Annotated in this window: 23 protein-coding genes; 10 read left to right on the top strand and 13 right to left on the bottom strand. The window is 68.5% G+C overall.

All coding sequences use genetic code 11. The features are described from left to right. Positions 1 to 97 precede the first annotated feature (97 nt). Positions 98 to 835: a lysophospholipid acyltransferase family protein gene (locus tag ABI214_RS19275; protein WP_348604108.1), complete on the top strand. Its 738-nt coding sequence runs from the start codon at positions 98 to 100 to the stop codon at positions 833 to 835. A 4-nt stretch (positions 836 to 839) separates the two neighbouring features. Here the strand turns inward: ABI214_RS19275 and ABI214_RS19280 are convergent, their stop codons facing one another. Then, complete coding sequence (locus tag ABI214_RS19280) at positions 840 to 1,169, bottom strand: succinate dehydrogenase (protein WP_348604109.1); 330 nt, start codon at positions 1,167 to 1,169, stop codon at positions 840 to 842. Positions 1,170 to 1,272: 103 nt separating this feature from the next. Here ABI214_RS19280 and ABI214_RS19285 point away from each other — a divergent pair, with 103 nt between their 5' ends. Genes ABI214_RS19285 through ABI214_RS19295 form a run of 3 tightly spaced genes read left to right on the top strand, consistent with a single transcriptional unit; the run spans position 1,273 to position 2,413 of the window. Continuing rightward, positions 1,273 to 1,626, top strand: coding sequence for an inorganic pyrophosphatase (locus tag ABI214_RS19285; protein ID WP_348604110.1), 354 nt, complete (start codon positions 1,273 to 1,275; stop codon positions 1,624 to 1,626). A gap of 54 nt (positions 1,627 to 1,680) precedes the next feature. After that, a complete protein-coding gene (locus ABI214_RS19290) occupies positions 1,681 to 2,061 on the top strand; it encodes a phage holin family protein (protein WP_348604111.1) in 381 nt (126 codons plus the stop codon). A 1-nt stretch (position 2,062) separates the two neighbouring features. After that, positions 2,063 to 2,413, top strand: coding sequence for a VOC family protein (locus tag ABI214_RS19295; protein WP_348604112.1), 351 nt, complete (start codon positions 2,063 to 2,065; stop codon positions 2,411 to 2,413). Positions 2,414 to 2,441: 28 nt separating this feature from the next. Here ABI214_RS19295 and ABI214_RS19300 read toward each other — a convergent pair whose 3' ends face one another. After that, entirely contained in the window at positions 2,442 to 3,311 is an 870-nt protein-coding gene (locus ABI214_RS19300) for a 1,4-dihydroxy-2-naphthoate polyprenyltransferase (RefSeq protein WP_348604113.1), read from the bottom strand. Between the two features lie 69 nt (positions 3,312 to 3,380). On the opposite strand from ABI214_RS19300, the gene ABI214_RS19305 reads away from it, so the two are divergent. After that, positions 3,381 to 6,701 carry a BTAD domain-containing putative transcriptional regulator gene (locus tag ABI214_RS19305; RefSeq protein WP_348604114.1) on the top strand — a complete coding sequence of 1,107 codons (3,321 nt, stop codon included), beginning with the start codon at positions 3,381 to 3,383 and terminating at the stop codon, positions 6,699 to 6,701. A 5-nt stretch (positions 6,702 to 6,706) separates the two neighbouring features. On the opposite strand, the gene ABI214_RS19310 is transcribed toward ABI214_RS19305, so the two are convergent. The 9 genes from ABI214_RS19310 to ABI214_RS19350 all read right to left on the bottom strand — a co-directional run bounded on the left by ABI214_RS19310 (position 6,707) and on the right by ABI214_RS19350 (position 13,684). Then, entirely contained in the window at positions 6,707 to 7,537 is an 831-nt protein-coding gene (locus tag ABI214_RS19310; protein ID WP_348604115.1) for an ABC transporter permease, read from the bottom strand. Next, on the bottom strand, positions 7,534 to 8,508 hold the full coding sequence (locus ABI214_RS19315) for an ATP-binding cassette domain-containing protein (RefSeq protein WP_348604116.1): 975 nt from the start codon (positions 8,506 to 8,508) through the stop codon (positions 7,534 to 7,536). Before ABI214_RS19315 ends, ABI214_RS19310 begins: the two co-directional genes overlap by 4 nt. 123 nt (positions 8,509 to 8,631) lie before the next feature. Further along, the gene (locus tag ABI214_RS19320) at positions 8,632 to 9,165 is read right to left on the bottom strand and encodes a hypothetical protein (protein WP_348604117.1); all 534 of its coding nucleotides are present in this window, start codon (positions 9,163 to 9,165) and stop codon (positions 8,632 to 8,634) included. Positions 9,166 to 9,352: 187 nt separating this feature from the next. Next, on the bottom strand, positions 9,353 to 9,904 hold the full coding sequence (locus ABI214_RS19325) for a hypothetical protein (RefSeq protein ID WP_348604118.1): 552 nt from the start codon (positions 9,902 to 9,904) through the stop codon (positions 9,353 to 9,355). A gap of 292 nt (positions 9,905 to 10,196) precedes the next feature. Continuing rightward, the gene (gene menE / locus ABI214_RS19330) at positions 10,197 to 11,390 is read right to left on the bottom strand and encodes an o-succinylbenzoate--CoA ligase (protein WP_348604119.1); all 1,194 of its coding nucleotides are present in this window, start codon (positions 11,388 to 11,390) and stop codon (positions 10,197 to 10,199) included. Positions 11,391 to 11,428: 38 nt separating this feature from the next. Further along, positions 11,429 to 11,731, bottom strand: coding sequence for a DUF3349 domain-containing protein (locus ABI214_RS19335; protein WP_348604120.1), 303 nt, complete (start codon positions 11,729 to 11,731; stop codon positions 11,429 to 11,431). Between the two features lie 22 nt (positions 11,732 to 11,753). Beyond that, a complete protein-coding gene (locus tag ABI214_RS19340) occupies positions 11,754 to 12,122 on the bottom strand; it encodes a DUF3349 domain-containing protein (RefSeq protein WP_127915573.1) in 369 nt (122 codons plus the stop codon). Positions 12,123 to 12,165: 43 nt separating this feature from the next. Beyond that, positions 12,166 to 12,438 carry a hypothetical protein gene (locus ABI214_RS19345; RefSeq protein WP_348604121.1) on the bottom strand — a complete coding sequence of 91 codons (273 nt, stop codon included), beginning with the start codon at positions 12,436 to 12,438 and terminating at the stop codon, positions 12,166 to 12,168. A gap of 13 nt (positions 12,439 to 12,451) precedes the next feature. Then, the gene (locus tag ABI214_RS19350; protein WP_348604122.1) at positions 12,452 to 13,684 is read right to left on the bottom strand and encodes an inorganic phosphate transporter; all 1,233 of its coding nucleotides are present in this window, start codon (positions 13,682 to 13,684) and stop codon (positions 12,452 to 12,454) included. 454 nt (positions 13,685 to 14,138) lie between these two features. Between ABI214_RS19350 and ABI214_RS19355 the strand changes: the two genes are divergently transcribed. The 5 genes from ABI214_RS19355 (at position 14,139) to ABI214_RS19375 (ending at position 19,835) form a co-directional block, all read left to right on the top strand. Then, positions 14,139 to 15,554, top strand: coding sequence for an ABC transporter substrate-binding protein (locus tag ABI214_RS19355; RefSeq protein ID WP_348604123.1), 1,416 nt, complete (start codon positions 14,139 to 14,141; stop codon positions 15,552 to 15,554). Between the two features lie 136 nt (positions 15,555 to 15,690). Then, positions 15,691 to 17,982, top strand: a complete 2,292-nt coding sequence (locus ABI214_RS19360; protein ID WP_348604124.1) for an ABC transporter permease — start codon at positions 15,691 to 15,693, stop codon at positions 17,980 to 17,982. Then, the gene (locus ABI214_RS19365) at positions 17,975 to 18,718 is read left to right on the top strand and encodes an ABC transporter ATP-binding protein (protein ID WP_348604125.1); all 744 of its coding nucleotides are present in this window, start codon (positions 17,975 to 17,977) and stop codon (positions 18,716 to 18,718) included. Before ABI214_RS19360 ends, ABI214_RS19365 begins: the two co-directional genes overlap by 8 nt. 8 nt (positions 18,719 to 18,726) lie before the next feature. Further along, positions 18,727 to 19,479, top strand: coding sequence for an ABC transporter ATP-binding protein (locus ABI214_RS19370; protein ID WP_348611793.1), 753 nt, complete (start codon positions 18,727 to 18,729; stop codon positions 19,477 to 19,479). A gap of 2 nt (positions 19,480 to 19,481) precedes the next feature. Next, positions 19,482 to 19,835, top strand: coding sequence for a hypothetical protein (locus tag ABI214_RS19375; protein ID WP_348604126.1), 354 nt, complete (start codon positions 19,482 to 19,484; stop codon positions 19,833 to 19,835). A 61-nt stretch (positions 19,836 to 19,896) separates the two neighbouring features. Here the strand turns inward: ABI214_RS19375 and ABI214_RS19380 are convergent, their stop codons facing one another. Together ABI214_RS19380 and ABI214_RS19385 are read right to left on the bottom strand one after the other, a co-directional pair. Further along, positions 19,897 to 20,277: a VOC family protein gene (locus ABI214_RS19380; RefSeq protein WP_348604127.1), complete on the bottom strand. Its 381-nt coding sequence runs from the start codon at positions 20,275 to 20,277 to the stop codon at positions 19,897 to 19,899. Between the two features lie 32 nt (positions 20,278 to 20,309). Then, entirely contained in the window at positions 20,310 to 20,759 is a 450-nt protein-coding gene (locus tag ABI214_RS19385) for a hypothetical protein (RefSeq protein WP_348604128.1), read from the bottom strand. Positions 20,760 to 20,874: the final 115 nt, after the last annotated feature.

The raw sequence follows: 20,874 nt of genomic DNA on the forward strand, positions 1-20,874 counted from the left end.
CGGCGCGACTCGCGGCACCGACCACGGTAGGCAACTTACGGTTCCGTAGGTTGTGTACCGTGGTCGGGGGTGGGGTGATCCGAAGGAGAAGCTCGCCATGACCCGGCCCGAAGTCACGCTCGAGAACTACGAGGACGTCTACCGCTTCTACCTGGATCATCAGCAGAACCGGTTGCTCGCCAAGGCCGCATACGCCGCGTTGAGCGCGCGCTTCCGTCCGCGGGTCCGATACGCCGCCGGTGCACGGGACGGAATTCGGGGACTGCTCGCGTCCGGGACGCCGCTCATCGTCGTCGCGAATCACCTCAGCGACCGGGATCAGTACACGCTCGCCGCGACCGCGTGGCAGACCCCGCTGCGCCGAGCGATCGGACGGACGAGGGTTCTGGCCAAGGACGAACTGTTCGCGGAACCGGGACTGCGCCGCAAGATCGACATGATGGGCTCGATTCCGGTGTTCCGCAGCAAGAACCATGGTCTGCGGGCTGTCGCGGAGGCGGGCCGCCGCATGATGGACATCTCGGCCGAACGCCTGCGTCGCGGTGACGTCCTCGGGATCTTCCCGGAGGGCACCTGCAACGAGGGCGATCCGACGCGCCTCCAGCAGATCAACAGCGGAGTCGGGCACATCGCGGTCAAGGCGCGCAAACTCGGGGTGGAGCCGGCACTGCTGAGCATCGGTATCAGTTACGGGCCGAACGTCGACACCGGTCGAGCGGCGGACGTATACGTCGGCGAACCGGTCGTGGACCTGCCGGTGAAGCCGATGGAGGTCACGAGGGTGGTCGCAGATCAGCTCCAGGTCGCGGTCGACGGGGCGGTCGCTGGACGGTGACCGCTCACCTGGTGTCGGCCCGGTAGGTCTCGAAACAGCCTTCCGTGAAACGCTTCTGGTCGAGTTCGCCCACCTGGATGACGCCGCCCCGGTACCAGATCTGGGTGTTCGCCGACAGTTGTGCGCCGATGCTGCACCACTGGTGGATCTGCTGATCGCTCGGGTCGCGCGTGGCGTGCTGGTTGTACATCACGGCCTGGCTCTCGCCGTACTCGCGGCCCGCGGTGGCCGACGCGTCCGCCAGATTGGTGAGATGCGAGGACAGGAACCCGACGGCGACCAAAGGCATGGCGGCGGCAAGCGCCGTCCACCAGTTGACGCGGCAGACGGTCATGTTGCGAGCGTAGTGGAGGGATGCGCGGATTGTCCTCGTTCTCCGCGTATTTCGCCCCAGGATTTCCGGCTGCCGTCGCCGGTTTTCGTGGGAGGCTGGAAACATGCACACGAACCTGGCGGCGTACTTCGCGGCCCTCGATCAGTTGGTCCGCAAGGCGCCGCTGCGGATCGACCGACCGCGCGGCAGCGCGCACCCCAGGTTCCCGGAGGTGGTCTACCCCCTGGACTACGGGTACCTCGAGGACACCGCCGGCGGGGACGGCGAGGGTGTGGACGTGTTCCGTGGCTCGGCCGACGGTGCGGGTGTCGTCGGGGTCGCCCTCACCGCGGACCTGACGAAGCGGGATGTGGAGGTCACGATCCTGCTCGCCTGTTCGGAGGACGAGATCGATCTGATCGAGCACTTCCTGCACGAGCGTCTTCGATTGAACGCCGCCGTCGTCCGGCGGCCGTGACGGGACGGACGGTGCCGATGCCTGCGCCCGGAGACTTCGTGCCAGCATGAACGCATGACATTCGTGATACGCCTGGTGATCAACGCGGTCGCCATCTGGCTCGCCTCGCAGTGGGTGAGCGGCATCGAGATTGCCTCCTCGGGCAAGGGGACCGGCAGCGACGTGCTGATCATCCTGGGCATCGCCCTGCTCTTCACCGTCGTCAACGCGTTCGTGAAGCCGATCGTCAAACTGCTGTCGCTGCCGCTGCTGATCCTCACGCTCGGCCTGTTCACGCTCGTCATCAACGCGCTGATGCTGTTGCTGACGTCGTGGATCAGTTCGCAGACCGACTGGGGTCTGAGCGTCGACGACTTCTGGACCGCGGTGTGGGGCGCGCTCATCATCTCGCTCGTGAATATCGTGCTCAGCGCTCTCGTTCCGGACAAGAAGTGAGATGACGATCAGGCGGGTCGTGCCCGACATCCACGTGCGTTCCATCGACGACAGTCGGGACTTCTACGGTGCGCTCGGGTTCGTCGAGGTGATGGACCAGGGATGGGTGACCACGATGGCATCGCCGTCGAATCCCACTGCCCAGGTGACGATCATGGGTGAGGACGCGACGGCGTCGCAGAACCCCGACATGAGCATCGAGGTGGACGACGTCGATGCCGTGTACCGGACGATGGTCGCGCGCGGCGCGACCATCGTCCACCCGCTGCGGGACGAGGAGTGGGGCGTGCGCCGGTTCTTCGTCCTCGACCCGGACGGCCGTGTCGTGAACGTGCTCGGGCACCGCGCCTGAGCGGCAGCGTGTTTCGCCCGGTCCGGGCTCAGCCCAGGCCGAGCGCCAGTCCGGTGGCGGCGGCCCACACCAGCATGGACTGACCAGTGACCGCGAGCGCCGGGATCAGTGCCGGGCCGCTGCCGCCGGTGCGCACCGGGGCGTTCGCACGCAGTGCGAGGGGCAGCGCGATCAACCCGGCCAGCGCCCACGGCGTCCGCGCGACGAGAGCGAGCGTCATCACGAACGGCACGATCACCAGCACCAGGTGCAGGGTGCGGGTGCGCGCGTCGCCGAGTTTGACTGCGAGCGTGATCTTCCCGGACTCGGTGTCGGTCGGGATGTCACGCAGGTTGTTCGCGACGAGGACTGCGCTCGAGAACGAGCCCACCGCGATCGCGGCGAGCAGACCGGCCCAGTCGACGCGGCCGGCCTGGACGAACTCGGTCCCGAGCACCGCCACGAGTCCGAAGAACACGAACACCGCGATCTCGCCGAATCCGCTGTAGCCGTAGGGGTTCTTGCCGCCCGTGTAGTACCAGGCACCCAGGATGCACAGTGCGCCCACCAGGATCAGCCACCACGCCGAGACCAGTGCCAGCACGACACCGGCCACCGCCGCCACCGCGAAGCAGCCCAGCGCGGCAGCCTTGACCGCCGCGGGGGAGGCCAGCTTGGAGCCGACGAGGCGGAGCGGACCGACCCGCTCGTCGTCGGTGCCGCGGATGCCGTCCGAGTAGTCGTTGGCGAAGTTCACGCCGACGATCAGCGCGAGCGACACGACCAGTGCGAGCAGCGCCTTCCACCACACCGCACCGCCGAGCGACGCCGCGGCGCCGGTTCCGGCGAGGACCGGAGCGATCGCGTTCGGGAGGGTGCGCGGGCGAGCGCCCTCGATCCACTGGGACACAGAAGCCATGCGTCGATCCTTTCACCTCCGCCGAATCGGGTGGCCGCGCGGTCGGCTCCTCCCATAGGCTGGGCGCCGGTGCAACCCGTGACGAGCGTCCCCGAAGACCCGGCACCCACAGCGCCGCCGGTCGAGGTGGCACTGCTGGGTGACGTCGCCACACGCCGGGACGGGATCCTGGCGCCATTGGCCGGGCCCCGCGCCCGCAGCCTCCTCGTCGCGCTCGCGCGCCGCCCCGGGCGTAGTCGCAGCGCGGCCGCACTCGTCGAGGACGTGTGGGGTGAGGCGCCGCCGAGGTCGCCGTCGAATGCACTGCACACCCAGATCTCCCGGCTGCGGTCCGCCCTGCCCGATCGTGTCATCGAGGTCGGCCCGGCCGGATACCGCCTGTTGCTCGAGCCCGAACAGGTCGACCTGACCCGGGCACGAATGTTGGTGCGCCAGGCGGGGCAGTGCCACGCGGACGGCGACCAGCAGGGCGCCCTCGCGGCAGTCCGGCAGGCCCGCGCACTCTGGCGGGGCGATCCCGGCGCCGACCTGCCCGACGGGGATCTCGCGGACGATCTGGCGACGGAGGCGGCAGCCCACCGGTGCGCGCTCGACGCGGTCGAGCTCGTGGCGCTCGTCGCCGCCGGTGCGTACGGCGACGCGCTGCCGATCGCGCGCTCCGCAGCGGGTGTCTCCCCACTCGACGAGGGGAAGCACGCGCTGCTCATGGAGTGCCTGCACGGGGTGGGGCGGTCCAGCGAGGCGCTCGAGGTGTTCGCGGGGCTGCGCGGCCGGCTGGCCGACCGGCTGGGTGCGGATCCGTCCGCACGGCTGATCGATCTCAACGCCACCATCCTGCGCGGCGAGCAGGACACCCGCGCGCCGGCGGGGGACGGCGCCGCGGGCGTCGAGCCCGAGCCCGCGGGACGCACTCTGCCCACCGTCATCGGGCTCCGGGCCGCGCCCAACCAGCTCCTGGGACGGAAGACCGACCTGGCCGCCCTCGAACTGCTCCTCGAGTCGTCGCGTGTGGTGACGGTCCTCGGACCCGGCGGCACCGGCAAGACTCGGGTGGCGCACGCGCTCGGCGGCGAGGTCTCGACGCGGATGCCGGTCGCGCTCGTCGAACTCGCCCCGCTGCGCAGCGGCGAGGACCTGATCGCCGCGATCAGCGGCACGCTCGGTCTGAGCGAGGCCGATCTGGCCCCGGGCGGGCTCACCCGCACCCGGATACACGACGCGCGCCAGCGGCTGCGGGACGCGTTGGCGACCCGCCCGTCGCTGCTGATCCTGGACAACTGCGAGCACCTCATCGACGACGTCGCCGACGTGGTGTCGGACCTGATCGCGGCGAGCCCGCATCTGACCGTTCTCGCTACCAGTCGCGCTCCGATGGCGATCACGGCGGAATCGGTGTATCCGTTGCCGCCGTTGGCGATCCACGACGACGGATCGCCCGCGATCGAGCTGTTCCGGGCGCGCGCCCTCGCCGTCCGGCCCTCGGTGCGGCTCGATCGCGGCGAGGTCGAGCGGCTCTGCCGGACTCTGGACGGTCTGCCGCTCGCGATCGAACTCGCCGCGGCGAGGGTCCGTACGCTCAGCGTGGAGGAGATCAACGCCCGACTCGTCGACCGCTTCGCGCTGCTGCGCTCGGGGGACCGCACGTCACCCGAGCGCCACCGCACGTTGCGGGCGGTCATCGACTGGAGCTGGAATCTCCTCACGGACCCGGAACGCGCCGCCCTGCGCCGGTTGTGCCGATTCCCGGCAGGATTCACGTCGGACGCGGCCGTGGCCGTCGCGCAGTGGGGCGAGGTCGACGACGCGGCGGACGCCCTCGAGGGCCTGGTGAACCAGTCGATGCTGTCGGTCGTCGAACCGGCCGAGGGCGCCGACGCGGTGGCGTTGCGCTACCACATGCTCGAGACCGTGCGGGAGTTCGGCGAGGATCAGTCGGACGGTGACGAGTCCACCGAGGTGCACTCCCGAACCGTCGCCTGGGCGGAGCGCTTCTCTCGAGAAGTGTTCCGCGACTTCATGTCCGGCCGGCAGGTCGCGGCGGCGCATCGGGTGGAGGCCGAGCACGACAACCTGCTCGCCGTGCTGCGATTCGCACTGTCCGAGAGGCTGGTTCGCACCGTCCTGACGGTGTTCCCGGTGCTCGGCGGCATGTGGTCCTTGAGGGGCGCGCACTCGGAGGTCTTCACGTGGGCGCCGCGCGTGATCGAACTCGACGATTCGGGACTGACCCCCGCGGACGTCCCCGGCGATCACCTGGCGTCGACGTACGTACTGGCCGGCGCTCACATGGCGATGGGTGGGAACCTGCGCACGGTCGCGATCGCCCGCACGCGTCTGCGCCGACTGCTCGCCACCCGCACCGATCTCAGCGAGTCGTCTCGGGTGAACGCGACGCTGATGCTGGTGCCCGCCTCCGGGCGTGGCCTGCCGCGGGCGCTCGCGACGGCGGTCCGCTCCACTGATCCGGGGGCACGCAGTTCCGCGTTGATGGCGCGCTCCAACCTCCGGGAGAACAACGGCGACCTGTTCGGCTCGGAGTCCGACGCCCGACTGGCGCTCGACCTCGCCGAGCACTCGAACGACAGTTGGGGTCTGGCGATGGTGTGTCAGCACCTCGGCAGCCTGTGCGCGCAGTCCGCGCGGTACAACGACGCCGTCGACTACTACCGCCGTTCGGCCGAGGGGTTGTGGGAACTGCACCTGTACGACGAGAGCCTGCAGGTGCGGGGATTCATGGTTGCTGCGCTGGTCGGGGCCGGCCGGATAGCCGACGCCCGGGCCGAACTCGCGAGGCTCGTCCCGATGGACTCGAACGCGCCGAGCAGCAGAACGAACAACGAGGACACGCACAATCAGGCATCGCTGTCGGCGAGCACCGCGGAAGCGGATCTGGCCGTCGGCGAGGTGGATCGTGGGCTGGCGGAGTACCGGCGTGCGGTTGGGCACGCCGGCGGCCTCGCGGGCGAGTTTGCCGCCGATCCGTTCGAGATCATGGTGGCTGCGGCGGCTGTGGACGCGCACGTCCTCGCCGGGCGTCCGGAGGTGGTCGCCGATCTCGCCGACCGGCTCGCGGTGGTGTCGAAGCTGCGGCTCGGGCCCCGCGGGTACCCCGATCTGCCGCAGACCGGTGCGGTGGCGTGCGCCGTCGCCGGCTACCACATCACCACCGGAAGCGGTGCCGTCGAAGGCGCGCCGCGGCTCCTCGCTCTGGCGACGAGAGTGCGTGCGCGACAGGACTATCCGTCGATGCGGCTGGACCGTCACCTCGACGTCGCGCGCGCCGCGGTCGGCGACGACGCCGTAGCGGCGGCGCTGGCGTCCGTAGAGGGGGCACCCCGCGCCGCCGCGCGTCGTGAGATCCTCGACCTGCTCTCCACGAAGGAGGAGTGAGGCCGTCAGGCCTTGCGCATGTAGGTGCGCACCGTCAGCGGCGCCATGACCGCCACGATCACCGCGGCACCCAGCAGGGCCCACACCGCATGGATGCCGACGTGCCCGTCGTTGGCGAGTTCGCGGACCGCGGTGACGAGATGCGAGACCGGGTTGACGTTCACGAACGCCTGCATCCAGCCCGGCATCGTCTCGGCCGGCACGAACGCGTTGGACATGAACGTCAGCGGGAACAGGATCATCATCGAGACACCCTGCACGGCAGAGGCTTTGCTCATCAGCACACCCATGAGTGCGAAGATCCAGCTGATCGCGAACGCACACACCATGACCAGCAGTGCGGCGCACACGACGCCGACGACACCACCGCCGGGCCGGTAGCCCATCGCGATACCGACGACGATCGTGATGGTCGTCGCGATCAGGTACCGCACGACGTCGGCGAGCAGCGCCCCGGACAGCGGCGCGATCCGGGCGATCGGCAGCGACTTGAACCGGTCGAACACCCCCTTGTCCATGTCTTCCCGCAGCTGGGTGCCCGTGACGATCGACGTCGTGATGACGGTCTGCACCAGGATGCCCGGGATGATGATCGGCAGGTACGACTGCACGTCCCCGGAGATCGCGCCTCCGAAGATGTACGTGAACATGAACGTGAAGATGATCGGCTGCACGACGACGTCGAACAGCTGCTCGGGGTTGTGCTTGATCTTCAGGATGCCTCGGTAGGCCATCGTGAAGCTGTGAGCGACCGAGTCCCGCAGGCTGACCCGGTCGACGGCCTGGTGGGTCCGGGTGCCCGCGGTGGTTGCGGGCGAGGTGAGGGTGGTGGTCATGCGACGCTCCGTTCGGACTCGGCGGTGTCGTGGCCGGTGATGGTGAGGAAGACCTCGTCGAGGCTCGGCTTGGAGACCGTGATCTCGTCGACCGCGATCGACAGATCCCGCAGTCGCACAAGCAGATCCGCGGTCACCGTCGGATCCGACAGCGGCGCGGTGATGCGCCCGGACTCGGGGGTGACGGTGGCCGGGACCCCCAGCATCGACGAGATCACGTCGCGGGCCTCGTCGGTCCGCCCGCGGTCGGCGAGGGTCAGTTGCACGGCCGATACCCCGACCGACGCCTTGAGTTCGTCGGAGGTGCCGTCGGCGATCACCCGGCCGCGATCGATCACCGCGATCCGGTCGGCCAACTGGTCTGCCTCGTCGAGGTACTGCGTCGTGAGCAGCACTGTCGAGCCCTCGGCGACGAGGCGCCGGATGGTCTCCCACATCTGTGCGCGGGTGCGCGGATCGAGCCCGGTGGTCGGCTCGTCGAGGAACAGCAGCGGGGGACGCGCGATCAGGCTGGCCGCGAGGTCGAGACGTCGCCGCATGCCGCCGGAGAAGTTCTTCAGCGGCTTCGACGCCGCCTCGGTCAGGGCGAACTCTTCGAGGAGTTCGGCGGCCTTGCGCTTGGCGTCGGCGCGGCCCAGGCCGAGGAGCCGCGAGAAGATCACGAGATTCTCTGTGGCGGTGAGGTCTTCGTCGACCGAGGCGTACTGTCCGGTGACACCGACGAGGGAACGGACCGCCGTCGATTCGCGGACGACATCGCGACCGAAGATCCGGGCCTCGCCGCCGTCGGGGCGCAGCAGCGTCGCGAGCATGCGGACCGTCGTGGTCTTGCCTGCGCCGTTGGGGCCGAGGACGCCGTACACCGAGCCGGTGGGCACGGTGAGGCTCACGCCGTCCACCGCGCGCTGCTGCCCGAACGTCTTGACGAGCCCGACGGCTTCGATCGCCGGGGGTGAGGTGTCGAGGTTCATGACCTCATCGTGACGTGTCCCGCTTACACGGGGCTTGCAGCGCTCTTGCACCGTGCGAGGCGTACACGTGCACCGGGGCCGTGGTGCGTGCACCGCGGCCCCGGGTCTTCAGGAGGGTTCGTATTACTTCGGCAGGCCGACGAGCCCGCCGAGCAGATCGCCGAGGTCGGGGATGATGTCGCCGAGGCTGCCGGTCACGGTGCCGAGGCTGCCGAACACCCCACCGACGGGCACGATCTGCGGCTCACCGAGCACCGGCGTGGGGTTCGTCAGCGCGATGCACGCACCGACGAAGGCGTACACGCCGTCGGCGAGCGCACCCGTCGTGTACGCCTTGGTGGCGCCTGCCGGAACGGCGTCGAGACCGCTGGTCCACGCGACGAAGCCGGGCTCGAGCAGCTTGGTCGGATCGTCGAGTGCCTTCGGAACCTTCGCCGAGTCGATGGCCACCGCGCCGCACGTGCTGGTCGGGTATGCGACGTTGGGGTTCTGGACCGTGACACCGACGACGTTGCCGTCGGCCTCGGTGGTCAGGACCGGTCCCGCGAACTCCTGGGAAGGGGCGGCCGACGCGATCGCGGGACCGGTGAGCAGTGCGGCGCCGGAAATCGCGACGGCGGCGGAGCGGGTGAGGACGGTTGCGGATCGTGTGCGCATGGTCGTGTCCATTCAGCGGTGGGAAGCGGATCTCCGCCGTGGTTCGCGGGCGAACGCGGACGGGGATCACCCGCGGAAGGCACGGCGTCGGATGCGCCTCGTGCAACGGGAATCGTGAAAGGGGAACATGCGCGGCGACCCGGACATCCCCGACCTACAGCCGGGCCGCCGCGCACGATTTGGGGAGTTACCCGGCCTGCGAGGAGCCGGCCGAGATGGCCTTGATCAGGCCGTCGATGTTCCCGCTGGTGAGGAACTCGGTCAGGTTCTTCAGAGCACCGTTCTCGAGGCTGCCGAACATCGCGTTCTCGGGCAGGCTGACGATCTTCGGCTGGCTCACAGCGGGAGCGCCGGAGGTCGAGGTGCACTCGCCGATCACGGCGTACACGCCGTCGTTGAAATCAGGGGTGGTGAATTCCTTGGTGCTCGCGGCACCGACGCGCTCCTTGGTCTTGACCTTCCATGCCGCGAAGCCCGGCTCGAGGAGCTTGGAGGGGTCCTTCTCGAGTTCGGAGAGCCTGGAGGCGACGATCGCGTAGGCGCCGCAGGTCGTGGCGGCGTCGGTGTTCGGGTTCTCCACGGTGACCGTGATGGCGTGTGCGTCGGCGGACGCGGTGATCTTGGGCGCCGACACGGCGGGTGCGGCGGTGGCGAGAGCCGGGACGGCGAGTGCCGACGCGGCTGCGATTGCAACGCCACTCACCGTGCGGGCGAGCGTCTTCCGGGAACGCATATGCATGAACAACCCCTCATTCGTGGAAAGTCTTTCTGACGGATGAGTGATCGCGGTGTCTTGTCCCCGACAACCAAGATCACTTGCGTGAAGCATCAAGGCTGGGTCAACTTCGCGCAACACGAATCTCCGCTAAAGGTAAGGGGCGGACTTTGCCGACGGGCCCGGACCGGACATCCCTACCGGCCGGTAACGGAATTGAACAGCGGAAACCGCTCTGCCCGAGCCGGATTGACCCGTTCTATAACGATTCCGTTTCGAAGGTCACGGATCGAAGAATATTCAATTGCTTGTTCAACTACATGCGGGTGTCGGCTTGTCCGCCGAGCTCGGGCCACGACCTTCGCAGCGCGGTGCGGTCGGTCTTGCCCGGGCCGCGCAGGGGGAGCGCGTCGAGCAGCCGGATCTCGCGCGGCGCCGCGGTGGCGTCGAGCGCGGCACGGACATGGTCGCCCAATTCCCTGGCGGTGGGCGCGAACCCGTCTGCGGGGACGATCGCGGCGACCACCCGCTGGCCCAGGCGATCGTCCGGGACTCCGAGTACGGCGCACTCGCGCACCCCCGGATGTTCGAGGAGAACCGATTCGACCACCTGCGGCACGACCGTGAGCCCCCCGGTGGTGATCGCCTCGTCGAGCCTGCCGCGGATCGTGAGCACACCGCCCGACAGGGCGCCGGCGTCGTCGGTGCGGAACCACCCGGGTTCGGCGAAGGCAGGATGCCCGGGCAGGCCGCGGTAGCCCGACGCGATCATCGCCCCGCCCAGCAGGACGCGGGAGTCGTCGGCGATCCGGACCGTCGCGCCGTCGAGGGGGACGCCGTCGTAGACGCACCCACCGCACGTCTCGCTCATCCCGTATGTGCGGACCACCCGGATGCCCGCGTCGAGCGCGCGGCGCAGCAGCGGTGCCGGCGTGGCCGCACCGCCCAGCAGGACCGCGTCGAGCGCCGCCAGCGCGTCCGTCGCCCCGGGGTGGTCGAGGGCCTTCACCAGTTGCGTGGGCACCAGCGACGTGTACCGGCGGGGTCCGGTCATCGCGGCCACCGCGGTCGGCAGGTCGCCGGGATCGAAGCCCGCGGTGACGTCGACGACGACGGGCGTCTCGCCGGCGAGCAGGCTGCGCAGCAGCACCTGCATGCCGGCGATGTGGTGCGCGGGCAGGGCCAGCAGCCACGAACCGGGACCGCCGATGCGACGATGCGTCGCCTCACCGCTCGCGCGCAGCGCGCGTGACGTGAGCATCGCGCCCTTGGGCACCCCGGTGGTGCCCGACGTCGCCACCACGAGCGCGACGTCCTCGGCGTCGGCCACGTCGTCGATCGGCTCGTCCGGGTGCAGCGCGCTCGTGAGTCGGGCGATCTCCTTCGGGTCTCCCTCGGGCACCGGCAGGAGCGGCGGGCCGCCGCCGTCCAGTGCTCGTTCGAGTGTCGGCAGAACCGAGGTCACCGCGGTGCCGGCCGGGATCGGAAGGGTGTGCAGGAGCGAGCTCACCTGTCGATGTTTTCACGACCCGGGCGGCGGGTCCGCGGTCAGGGGAGGGGCGGGCCGGCCAGCGGCCAGCCGCCCGCGGACAAGTGGGTCTGCACCCGGTCCACGTCGGACTCGAGCGGCATCTCGTTCGTGATCTTGGTGATCAGCACCTGGATGTCGGTCTTCGCGATCGGCAGGTCGCCGTGCTCGACCAGGGCGGCGGTGACGAGGTCGACCTCCTCCTCGGACAGCCGTCGGGTGAGGAGCGCGAAGAGGGGGACGTAGTCCTGCTCGGGGACGCCGTTGGGATACCCGGCACGTAGCCAATCGATGATCGAGGAGAGAAACGGAGGCAGGCTCAATGATGCTCCTGAACTCGGTCCGTCAGCTCTGGGCGTCCGGGGCTTCCTGGTAGTCACCGGCAACTGCGTAGGTGTCGTCGCCGACGACGGGCCACCCGCCCGCGACGAGCCGTTCGGTGACCCGGGTGATGTCCTCCTCGGTGGGTTCCTCGTGGATGACCCCCGCGATGATGCTCTTGAGCGCGTCGTAGTCGACGTGCCGATCCGGATGCTCGTGTGCGGTCGCGATGGACAGGTCCACGATCTGGCCGATCTCCTCGTCGGTCAGTCGACGTCCGAGCACGGCGAGCAGGGCGAAGTGGTCCTTGGTCGGAATTCCCTCCGGGTAGCCGGCGCGGAGCCAATCGAGTACCGAACGGAGCGAATACTTGCTGTTCACGGATGCGATCACTTTCACGAAGGGAGCGGGGGTGCGGGTCTGGTAGGGACCCCGCTCAGAAGACGTGGATGCCGAAGCTGCTGGCCAGGAAGTTCTGCATCAGCATCAGTATCCCAGCGATGATCGCGATCAGCACGACAGCGAAGCACACGGCCGCGCCGATCTTGCCCGCGGTGGACGCCGTGGTCGTCCCGTCCGCGTTGGTCCGCGCGCCGACGGACAGGCTCTTGAGGCCCAGGGCGAAGATCGCCGGCAGGCCCGCACCGAAGAGCAGTCCCACGAGGACGACCTGCCACAGCGAGTTGGCGGTCTGCGTCAGTAGATCCATCGGTCGTCTCCTCTCAGGTGGCGCTGGTCGTGGTGGCGGTGGTGGTCTGGTCTGCGTCGACCTCGACGCCGGCTCCGGCGGTCGGGGCGACGGGAGCGTTCCCCGCCGCGGGTGCCAGGCCGCCGTCCCACTCGTCGTTGACGTTGCTCGGGTCGATCGGCTCGCGGCGTGAACGCATGAACATGAGGCCGGACAACACCACCAGCAGGGCGAACACCACGAGGACGCCGGGCAGTCCGCCGATCATGTGGGCCAGCGCCCAGCAGACGGCGCCGACGATGCCCGCCGAGGGCAGCGTGATCAGCCAGGCGACGGCCATGCGGCCGGCCACGCCCCAGCGGACCTCGGCGCCTTTCCGGCCCAGGCCGGTGCCCATGATCGATCCGGTCGCGACGTGCGTGGTCGACAGCGGCAGGCCCAGGTGGCTCGAGGTCAGGATGATCGCGGCCGACGACGACTCGGCGGCCATGCCCTGCGGCGCGGAGATCTCGACGAGGCCCTTGCCGAGCGTGCGGATGATGCGCCAACCACCGAGATAGGTGCCGAGTGCGATCGCGACGGCGCAGCTGAGCTTGACCCAGAACGGCATCTCGGCGTCCGCGGAGATCGATCCGTGAGCGACGAGCGCCAGGAAGATCACGCCCATCGTCTTCTGGGCGTCGTTGGTGCCGTGGGCGAGGGAGACGAGCGACGCGGTGCCGACCTGGCCGATGCGGAAGCCCTTGCTCTTGGTGTCGTCGGGAATGTCCCGGGTGATGCGGTAGATCAGCTTGGTGCCGACGGTCGCGACCAGCGCGGCGACCACGGGGGCCAGCAGCGCGGGGATGATCACCTTGCCGAGCACGCCGCCCCACTCGACACCGTTCATGCCGATCGAGGCGATCGCGGCGCCGATCAGGCCGCCGAAGAGTGCGTGCGACGAGCTGGACGGCAAGCCGAACAGCCACGTCGCGAGATTCCACAGAATGCCGCCCACCAAGCCGGCGAAAACGATCAGCAGCAGGGCTTCGCCGCTGACGGTCCCGAGGTTGACCACGCCCTTCGCGACGGTCGCAGCGACCTCGACGGAGAGGAAAGCGCCGATCAGGTTGAGGGTTGCAGAGAGTGCCACTGCGACCTTCGGTCGGAGGGCGCCGGTGGCGATGGAGGTGGCCATCGCGTTCCCGGTGTCGTGGAAGCCGTTCGTGAAATCGAAAGCGAGGGCAGTGACGACCACTACCAAGAGAACGACGAGCTCTGCGGTCACAAGCGAATTGTGCGTATCGAACGCGTAAAAGTACAGCGAGCATCCGGTGAATCGACGGTGCTCTGGGTCTCATCTTCCTATCACCTCGCACGACGGTTCCGGTGGTGTGTGAACACTCACGTTTTTTCGGGGGTGTGTCGACCGTCACTGGGTTGTCTCACTCACCGGGACCGGCGTCCGGGGCGGGGTGTGATGCTCGTTACGGTCCTCGCCACCGGGAGCGCAGCCTCACGGTGAGTGGAGCTCGGGAAGGTCGGTGGCGGGATGACGGCAGCGGTCGGGGTGAGCTGTCCCTCCCATTCTTTACCTAAAGAAAGCACTTGCTTTACCTAGTTTTTGCGCAACCTCCGGTTCGGTGCGCTGGCGTGGCAATCGCCCCAGGTCCGGACTGGTTTTCGATCTGTTGGTTCGACCCCGGCCCGGTCTCGGGCACTGAGAAGGAGATACACCGACCGTGAAGAGAAACAAGACTGCCAAGCTGGTCGTGGCGCTCGCCGCGACCGCGGCCCTGGTCTCGGCCTGCGGCGGCGACCGCGGCGGCGACGCCGTCGTGCCGGGCACCGGATCGAGCGACGCGCAGGCGTCGTCGTCCACCTCGGTCGACAAGTTCGGCACCCTCGCCTCCCCGTGCGGCAAGGGCGACGCGAAGGGCGCCACCGACCAGGGCGTGTCCGACACCGAGATCAAGATCGGTTACGGCGACGATCGCGGCTTCGCCAAGAGCCCGGGCCTCAACAAGGAGATGTCCGACGCCGTCTCCGCGATGATCGACTGGTGCAACGATCAGGGCGGCATCAACGGCCGCAAGATCGTCGGCACCGACTACGACGCCGCGATGACGCAGGCGAACTCCGTCATGCAGGACGCCTGCCGCACCCAGTTCATGATGGTGGGCCACGGCTTCGCGATGGACCAGACGTCCGAGCAGACCCGCGTCGCGTGCAACATGGCCGCGGTCCCCGGCTTCACCGTCTCCCCGGACGCCGCCAACGGCCCCATGACCTACCAGGGCGTGCCGTTCCCCGTCGACATCGCGAATGCCTCCGCGTGGTTCCAGATGGGGGAGATGCACCCCGATCTCAAGAACGACTTCGCGCTGGTCGGCTCGACGATGCCAACCATCATCACGTCGCTCACCAAGACCAAGTCGATGGCCGAGGCCGCCGGCTTCAAGCTCAAGGACTGCGGCGTCACCATCAACTACGAGGGCGAGGCCAGCTACGTCCCATTCGCGGAGAAGGTGAAGGCCTGCGGTGCCAAGGGCCTGTGGACCTCGCGCTCCCCGGTCCCGGCCGAGTTCAACTTCTTCAAGGCCGTCGACCAGGTCGGCATCGATCCGATCATCCTCGGTGAGGCCACCTGGTACGGCAACGCGGTCCAGTCGTTCAACAAGGACAGCGGCCTGCTCGACAACCTCAATGCCGGCATGACCTTCCAGATGCTCGAGAACGACAAGAACGCGGCCGTCAAGCAGTACAAGGATCTGGTCGCGGCCAAGGGCGGCAAGACCGCGCTGCTCGGCATGCAGTCCACCTCCTCGTTCCTGCTGTGGGCCACCGCGGCCAAGGAGTGCGGCTCGGACCTGACCCGTCAGTGCATGATCAACGAGCTGTCCCAGATCCACGAGTGGGACGGCGGCGGACTCCACGCCCCGAGCGACCCGGGCAAGAACATCCCCGCACAGTGCGGCCTGATGGTCCAGATCAAGGGTGCCGACTACTCGCAGGCGTTCCCCACCCAGGGCGGCGAGTTCAAGTGCGACCCGCAGTACCTGGTCAAGACGGATCCGTCGACGTGGGGCACCGAGCTGAACGCGGACCGCATCTCCACCAAGTACCTGAACCCGAACGTGATCACGCCGAAGGCCTGATCCAGGGCCGGGCGGTCGACACCCACAGGTTCTCGACCGAGCGGCAGTTTCGATCCGACTGATGAATGCGGCGCTCCGGGCCACCGCTGCGGGGCGCCGCGTCCATCCCGACTGGAGTTTTTCAGAGGGTTTCCAGATGGACACATTCGTGACGTTCACGATCCTGGGTCTGGTCCTGGGTTCGGTGTACGCAATCGCCGCCTCCGGGCTGGTGCTCACCTACAACACGTCCGGCATCTTCAACTTCGCGCACGGCGCGCAGGCGATGCTCGGCGCCTTCCTCTACTGGCAGCTGAAGTACGGCTGGGATCTGCCGACGCCGGTGGCGCTGGTCATCACCGTCGGCGTGGCCGGGCCGCTCATGGGCCTGCTGCTGTACGCCCTGATCATGCGCGGTCTCCGTGACACCGCCGAGGTCACCAAGATCGTCGTCACGGTATCGATCATGCTCGGCATGCTCGCGCTCTCCCAGTGGTTCTGGCATCCCGAGGATCCCCGGACCATGAAGATGTTCTTCGGCGACGAGAGTCGGTTCTCGTTCCTCGGGGCCACGATCCACACGCACGAGATCATCTGCCTGGTCGCCGCGGTTCTCATCGCCGTCGGCCTGCGCTTCCTGTTCACCCGCACCCGTGTCGGGGTCTCGATGCGGGGCGTCGTCGACGACCCCGACCTGCTGCGTCTCAACGGGCACAATCCCGAGCGCATTGCCGCGTTCTCGTGGGCGCTCGGATCCACCCTCGCGGTCCTCGCCGGAATCCTGGTCACCCCGATCAGCGGTGGCACCCTCGAGGCGAACATGCTGACGCTGCTCGTCATCGACGCCTTCGCCGCGGCGATGTTCGGCCGGCTGCGCAGCATCCCGCGCACGTTCGTCGGCTCGATCGTCCTCGGCCTGGCCGGAACCTACGTGCTCGGTTACTTCCCGGCCGAGTGGACGTGGACCTCCAACTTCCGCGTCTCGCTGCCGATGATCGCGCTGTTCGTCGTCCTCATCGTGCTGCCGCAGGACCGCTTGCGCGGCACAGCCGTCCGTACTCGCGAGCGCTACTCCGTCCCGTCGGTCCGCAAGGCCGTCGCCTGGGGTGTGGCGTTGATCGTCATCGTCTACCTGATCCGTCTGCTCATGGTCGAGTCCGCGATCACCACCCTCACCCTGGGCGTCTCGTTCGCGATCATCGCGCTGTCGCTGACCCTGCTCACCGGGTACGCCGGTGAGATGAATCTGGCGTCGGTGTCGTTCGGCGCCATCTCCACGATCGTCGCGTTCCACTTCGGTATCTCCGGAACCGGGCTCGCCGCCCGCATGAACATCTGGGGCCTGATCCTCGGAACGCTGGCGGCCGCGATCATCGGCGGTCTGGTCGCCCTGCCGGCACTGCGCCTGCGCGGCCTGTACCTGGCGCTCGCGACGATGGCGTTCGGTGTGTTCCTCAGCAACATGGTGCTTCGTGACACCACCGAGCACGAACTCTTCGGCGTCAAGTTCTCGATCTTCACCGGCGGCTCCCTCGTGATCCCGCCGATCAAGATCGGACCCCTGGACCTGAGCAACCAGACGGCGTTCCTCATGACCGCCACCGCGCTGTTCGTGGTGCTGGCCATCGGTGTCATCGCGCTGCGCAACAGTGGCTACGGCCGCCGCCTCGCCGCGATGAAGGACAGCCCGGCCGCGTCGGCGATGCTCGGACAGAACCTCGTCAAGCTCAAGCTCAGCGTCTTCATGCTCTCGGCCGGCATCGCCGGGCTCGGCGGCATCCTGATGTCGAGCGCGATCGGCGCGGTCTCCAACGAGAACTTCTCCATCATGATCAGCCTGACGATCCTCATGCTCACCGTCGTCGCGGGCATCGGCTACGTCACCGGCGCGTTCTTCGGCGGGCTCATGGCCGGCGTCGGGTTCGCGGTGATCATGGTGTCGTTCAACAACCTCGCCTCCGGGCAGCCCGAGCTAGAGGGTCTGTGGACGTTCATGGGTCACCTCGCCGCCGTCAGCCCCGCGCTGATCGGTATGGGCGTCGGCAAGAACCCCTCCGGGTCGGTGCACGACGTCATCGAGGGGTACCGCCGCCTGCGGAACGCCAAGCCCGTGCTCATCGGCGGCGCCGCGGTCGTGGCCCTGGCCTACGTCCTGGCACTGACCGGCGTGCTCGGCAACTGGTGGTTCGCGACCATCGCGATCGTCACCGTGTTCATGCTCCCGGTCGTCGGCCAGATGGCCATGCCGGAAGCGGTGCTGGGCAAGGAGGCCGCAGCGGCCGCGAAGGGCGTCCCGCCCGAGGCGGTCGGGATCGACGAGCCGTACACCGAGGAGAGCCTCGCGGCCCTCGACCGCGAACTGGGACTGCCCGCCGTCGTCACGGCCCACACCGTGGCCGCGACGGAGCAGTTCGCCGACGAGTCCAAGGAGTTGAGTGTCCATGCCTGACACCCCGATCCTCGAAACACGCGGGATCACAGTCCGTTTCGGCGGTCACGTGGCCGTCAACGACGTGAGCATCACCGTCGAGCGCGGGGCGATCACCGGACTGATCGGACCGAACGGCGCAGGCAAGACGACGCTGTTCAACACGATCACCGGGCTCCAGAAGCCGGCGTCAGGCAAGATCCTGCTCGACGGCCAGGACGTCACGCGGCTGTCACCCGCCAAGCGCGCGAACAGGGGTCTGGCCCGCACCTTCCAGCGGCTCGAGCTGTTCCTGTCGCTGTCGGTGCGGGACAACATTCGCGTCGCCGGGGACATCCACAGGGCGAACACCCGCAGCAGGATCGACGTGGACGCCGAGACCGATCGGATCCTCGAGCTCACCAAGCTCACGGACGTCGCCGACAAGGACGTCTCGGAGATCCCCACCGGACGGGCCCGTGTCGTCGAGGCCGCACGAGCCCTGATGACGTCGCCGCGGCTGCTGCTGCTCGACGAGCCGGCGTCCGGTCAGACCGAACAGGAGACCGAGGACTTCGCGGAACTGCTCCAGCAACTCGCTGCGGACGGCCTCGCGATCTGCCTCGTCGAGCACGACATCCCGCTGGTGATGAAGCTGTGCAAGCACATTCACGTGCTCGACTACGGCGCCGTCCTCGCGTCGGGCGGCCCGGATCAGGTCCGTGACGACCCGGCGGTGATCGCCGCCTACATCGGCACCGCAGAGGAGGCAGTGTGATGGCTGTGATGTCGACCGGGACCACCCCCGCGAGGGAAACGCTCGGCGGGCCGCCGGACGAGCCCACCCCGCTGCTCGAATTGGCCGGAGTCCGAGCGGGTTACGGCCCCATCGAGGTCCTACACGGTGTGGATCTGGCGCTGCAGCCGGGCACGGTGATGGCCCTGCTCGGGCCTAACGGCGGCGGCAAGACCAGCACGCTGAAGATCTGCTCCGGCATCCTGCCGGTCACCGACGGCGAGCTGCGGATGGCCGGCCGGTGCGTCAACGGCGCCGAGGCGTCGGAGCTGGCGAAGCTCGGCGTGTGCTCGATCCCCGAGGGACGCGGCATCTTCGCCAACCTCACGGTGCACGAGAACCTGTGGGTCGCTACCGGAACGGGATCGAACCTCGCCAAGCTCGAGGAAGTCGCCTACACCCGGTTCCCGATCCTCGGCAAACGCAAGAACCAGCTCGCGGGCTCGATGTCCGGTGGCGAGCAGCAGATGCTGGCGCTGTCCCGGGCCCTCGGCACCGACCCGACCCTGCTGCTGCTCGACGAGCTGTCGATGGGTCTGGCGCCGCGCATCGTCTCCCAGATGTACGACATCGTCGGCCAATTGGTCGAGGAGGGTCTGACCATCCTGGTGGCCGAGCAGTTCGCGCGCGCCGTGCTGCCGATCGCCGATCGTGCGGCGCTCATGCTCCACGGACGAGTGGTCCGCGTCGGAGCGCCCGACGAAATCGAGAACGACCTTTCCAACAGCTACCTAGGAGGATGACGATGACCACTCTCGCAGATGAGCGTCGCGCCCAGTTCAAGACCGACGTCGCCGAGCTCAAGCTCAAGACGGGACAGTCCCGCGGCGACGGAGCCGCCCGCATCGGTGGCCTGATCCTGATGATCGTCGGTGCCGTCGCAGCCTTCGTCGTCTACATCTCGTCCCTGACCCTGAACGATCTGCGCGACATCACGTCGTACCAGATCCTGGCCACCGCGTTCCTCGCGGTGACCGTGATCGGTGCCGCGCTGTACCTGGCCGGTGCGGTCGCCAAGGTCCTGCGGCTGTGGCTGCTGCGTCAGCTGCACGAGGGCCAGGCGCAGGCCGACCAGATCGCGGCCGCGCTGGCGAAGTAGGCGCTTCGCGCCCGTGCGCCGTTTCGGTAGTGCGCACTACCGAAACGGCGCACGGGCGCGTTCAGCGCAGATCACGGCGGATCGGATGGTCCTCCGGGATCTGCACCAGCACGATCGGGACGTCGTCGGGGTCCGCAATCCACATCTCGTGCAGCCCCCACGGTTCCTGGCGTGCCTCGCGCACGATGGGCACCTCGGCTCGGACCAGCTCGGCCTGGGCGTCCGCGAGGTTCCGCACCTGCATCCAGAGCGCGCCGGCGAACGGCGACTCGAGTTCGCTGCCGCCGTGCGACGTCACCTCGATCAGCCCCTGCCCGGCGAAGAACACCGTCCCGCCGGGATATTCACGCGCAATGGCGAGCCCGAGAAGGTCGCGGTAGAACGACAACGTCACCTCGTAGTCCCTGGGGCGCAGAATCGTCCTGCTGCTCAGTATCTCCACGTCTTCGCTCCTCCTGTGTCACACGTCGCGAGTCACTGCTCCGGGGCGGGTCGCGCCTCGTGGCCCGCGCGACCCCGCGTGCGTCGGGCTTCCTTCATCTCGGCCTCGTACAGGTGCCGGCGCCCGCGGAGCAGCGTTCCGCGGATCGCCTTCTCGTGTTCGCGGAACTCGGACCAGTACCCGTCGTCGAACTCCTCGACGATCTGGAACGTCCACCGGCCCTCGAGGACGTTGCGGCCCACCATCGACGTCCGCAACCGGTCCGCGCTCGTGGGATGCCCGGACGCGATCAGCAACTCGACCGCCTCGCCGAGTTGCCGATCCGCCCGGCCCAGCAACTGGTGGAAGGCGTAGAGGTGGCCGCGCGCCTGCTCGACGGTCTCGAGGGCCTCGGACAGCTTGCCCACGGCTTCCACGGTGGCGTCGGTGACCCCGTCCGGGCGGCGGTGCTCCGGTGCGGGCTGCTCGCGGTCGACGGTCATCTGGTGTTGGCGCGGATACTCCGTCGTTCACGGGGAGTGGAAGCGCCGTCCTCACTTTCTGTCGGTGGTGGCAGTTAGGTTTCCGAGTGTGGGGGAAGTGGTGCGGTACACGTTC

Source organism: Prescottella soli (genome assembly GCF_040024445.1).
Lineage (GTDB): Bacteria > Actinomycetota > Actinomycetes > Mycobacteriales > Mycobacteriaceae > Prescottella > Prescottella soli.

Excerpts from the sequence above, each read along its gene's own strand:
- ABI214_RS19275 (WP_348604108.1), top strand. The coding sequence starts at position 98 with ATGACCCGGCCCGAAGTCACGCTCGAGAACTACGAGGACGTCTACCGC.
- ABI214_RS19325 (WP_348604118.1), bottom strand. The coding sequence starts at position 9,904 with ATGCATATGCGTTCCCGGAAGACGCTCGCCCGCACGGTGAGTGGCGTT.
- ABI214_RS19360 (WP_348604124.1), top strand. The coding sequence starts at position 15,691 with ATGGACACATTCGTGACGTTCACGATCCTGGGTCTGGTCCTGGGTTCG.
- ABI214_RS19295 (WP_348604112.1), top strand. The coding sequence starts at position 2,063 with ATGACGATCAGGCGGGTCGTGCCCGACATCCACGTGCGTTCCATCGAC.
- ABI214_RS19280 (WP_348604109.1), bottom strand. The coding sequence starts at position 1,169 with ATGACCGTCTGCCGCGTCAACTGGTGGACGGCGCTTGCCGCCGCCATG.
- ABI214_RS19365 (WP_348604125.1), top strand. The coding sequence starts at position 17,975 with ATGCCTGACACCCCGATCCTCGAAACACGCGGGATCACAGTCCGTTTC.
- ABI214_RS19300 (WP_348604113.1), bottom strand. The coding sequence starts at position 3,311 with ATGGCTTCTGTGTCCCAGTGGATCGAGGGCGCTCGCCCGCGCACCCTC.
- ABI214_RS19320 (WP_348604117.1), bottom strand. The coding sequence starts at position 9,165 with ATGCGCACACGATCCGCAACCGTCCTCACCCGCTCCGCCGCCGTCGCG.
- ABI214_RS19370 (WP_348611793.1), top strand. The coding sequence starts at position 18,727 with ATGTCGACCGGGACCACCCCCGCGAGGGAAACGCTCGGCGGGCCGCCG.
- ABI214_RS19375 (WP_348604126.1), top strand. The coding sequence starts at position 19,482 with ATGACCACTCTCGCAGATGAGCGTCGCGCCCAGTTCAAGACCGACGTC.
- ABI214_RS19285 (WP_348604110.1), top strand. The coding sequence starts at position 1,273 with ATGCACACGAACCTGGCGGCGTACTTCGCGGCCCTCGATCAGTTGGTC.
- ABI214_RS19290 (WP_348604111.1), top strand. The coding sequence starts at position 1,681 with ATGACATTCGTGATACGCCTGGTGATCAACGCGGTCGCCATCTGGCTC.
- ABI214_RS19310 (WP_348604115.1), bottom strand. The coding sequence starts at position 7,537 with ATGACCACCACCCTCACCTCGCCCGCAACCACCGCGGGCACCCGGACC.
- ABI214_RS19385 (WP_348604128.1), bottom strand. The coding sequence starts at position 20,759 with ATGACCGTCGACCGCGAGCAGCCCGCACCGGAGCACCGCCGCCCGGAC.
- ABI214_RS19345 (WP_348604121.1), bottom strand. The coding sequence starts at position 12,438 with ATGGATCTACTGACGCAGACCGCCAACTCGCTGTGGCAGGTCGTCCTC.
- ABI214_RS19315 (WP_348604116.1), bottom strand. The coding sequence starts at position 8,508 with ATGAACCTCGACACCTCACCCCCGGCGATCGAAGCCGTCGGGCTCGTC.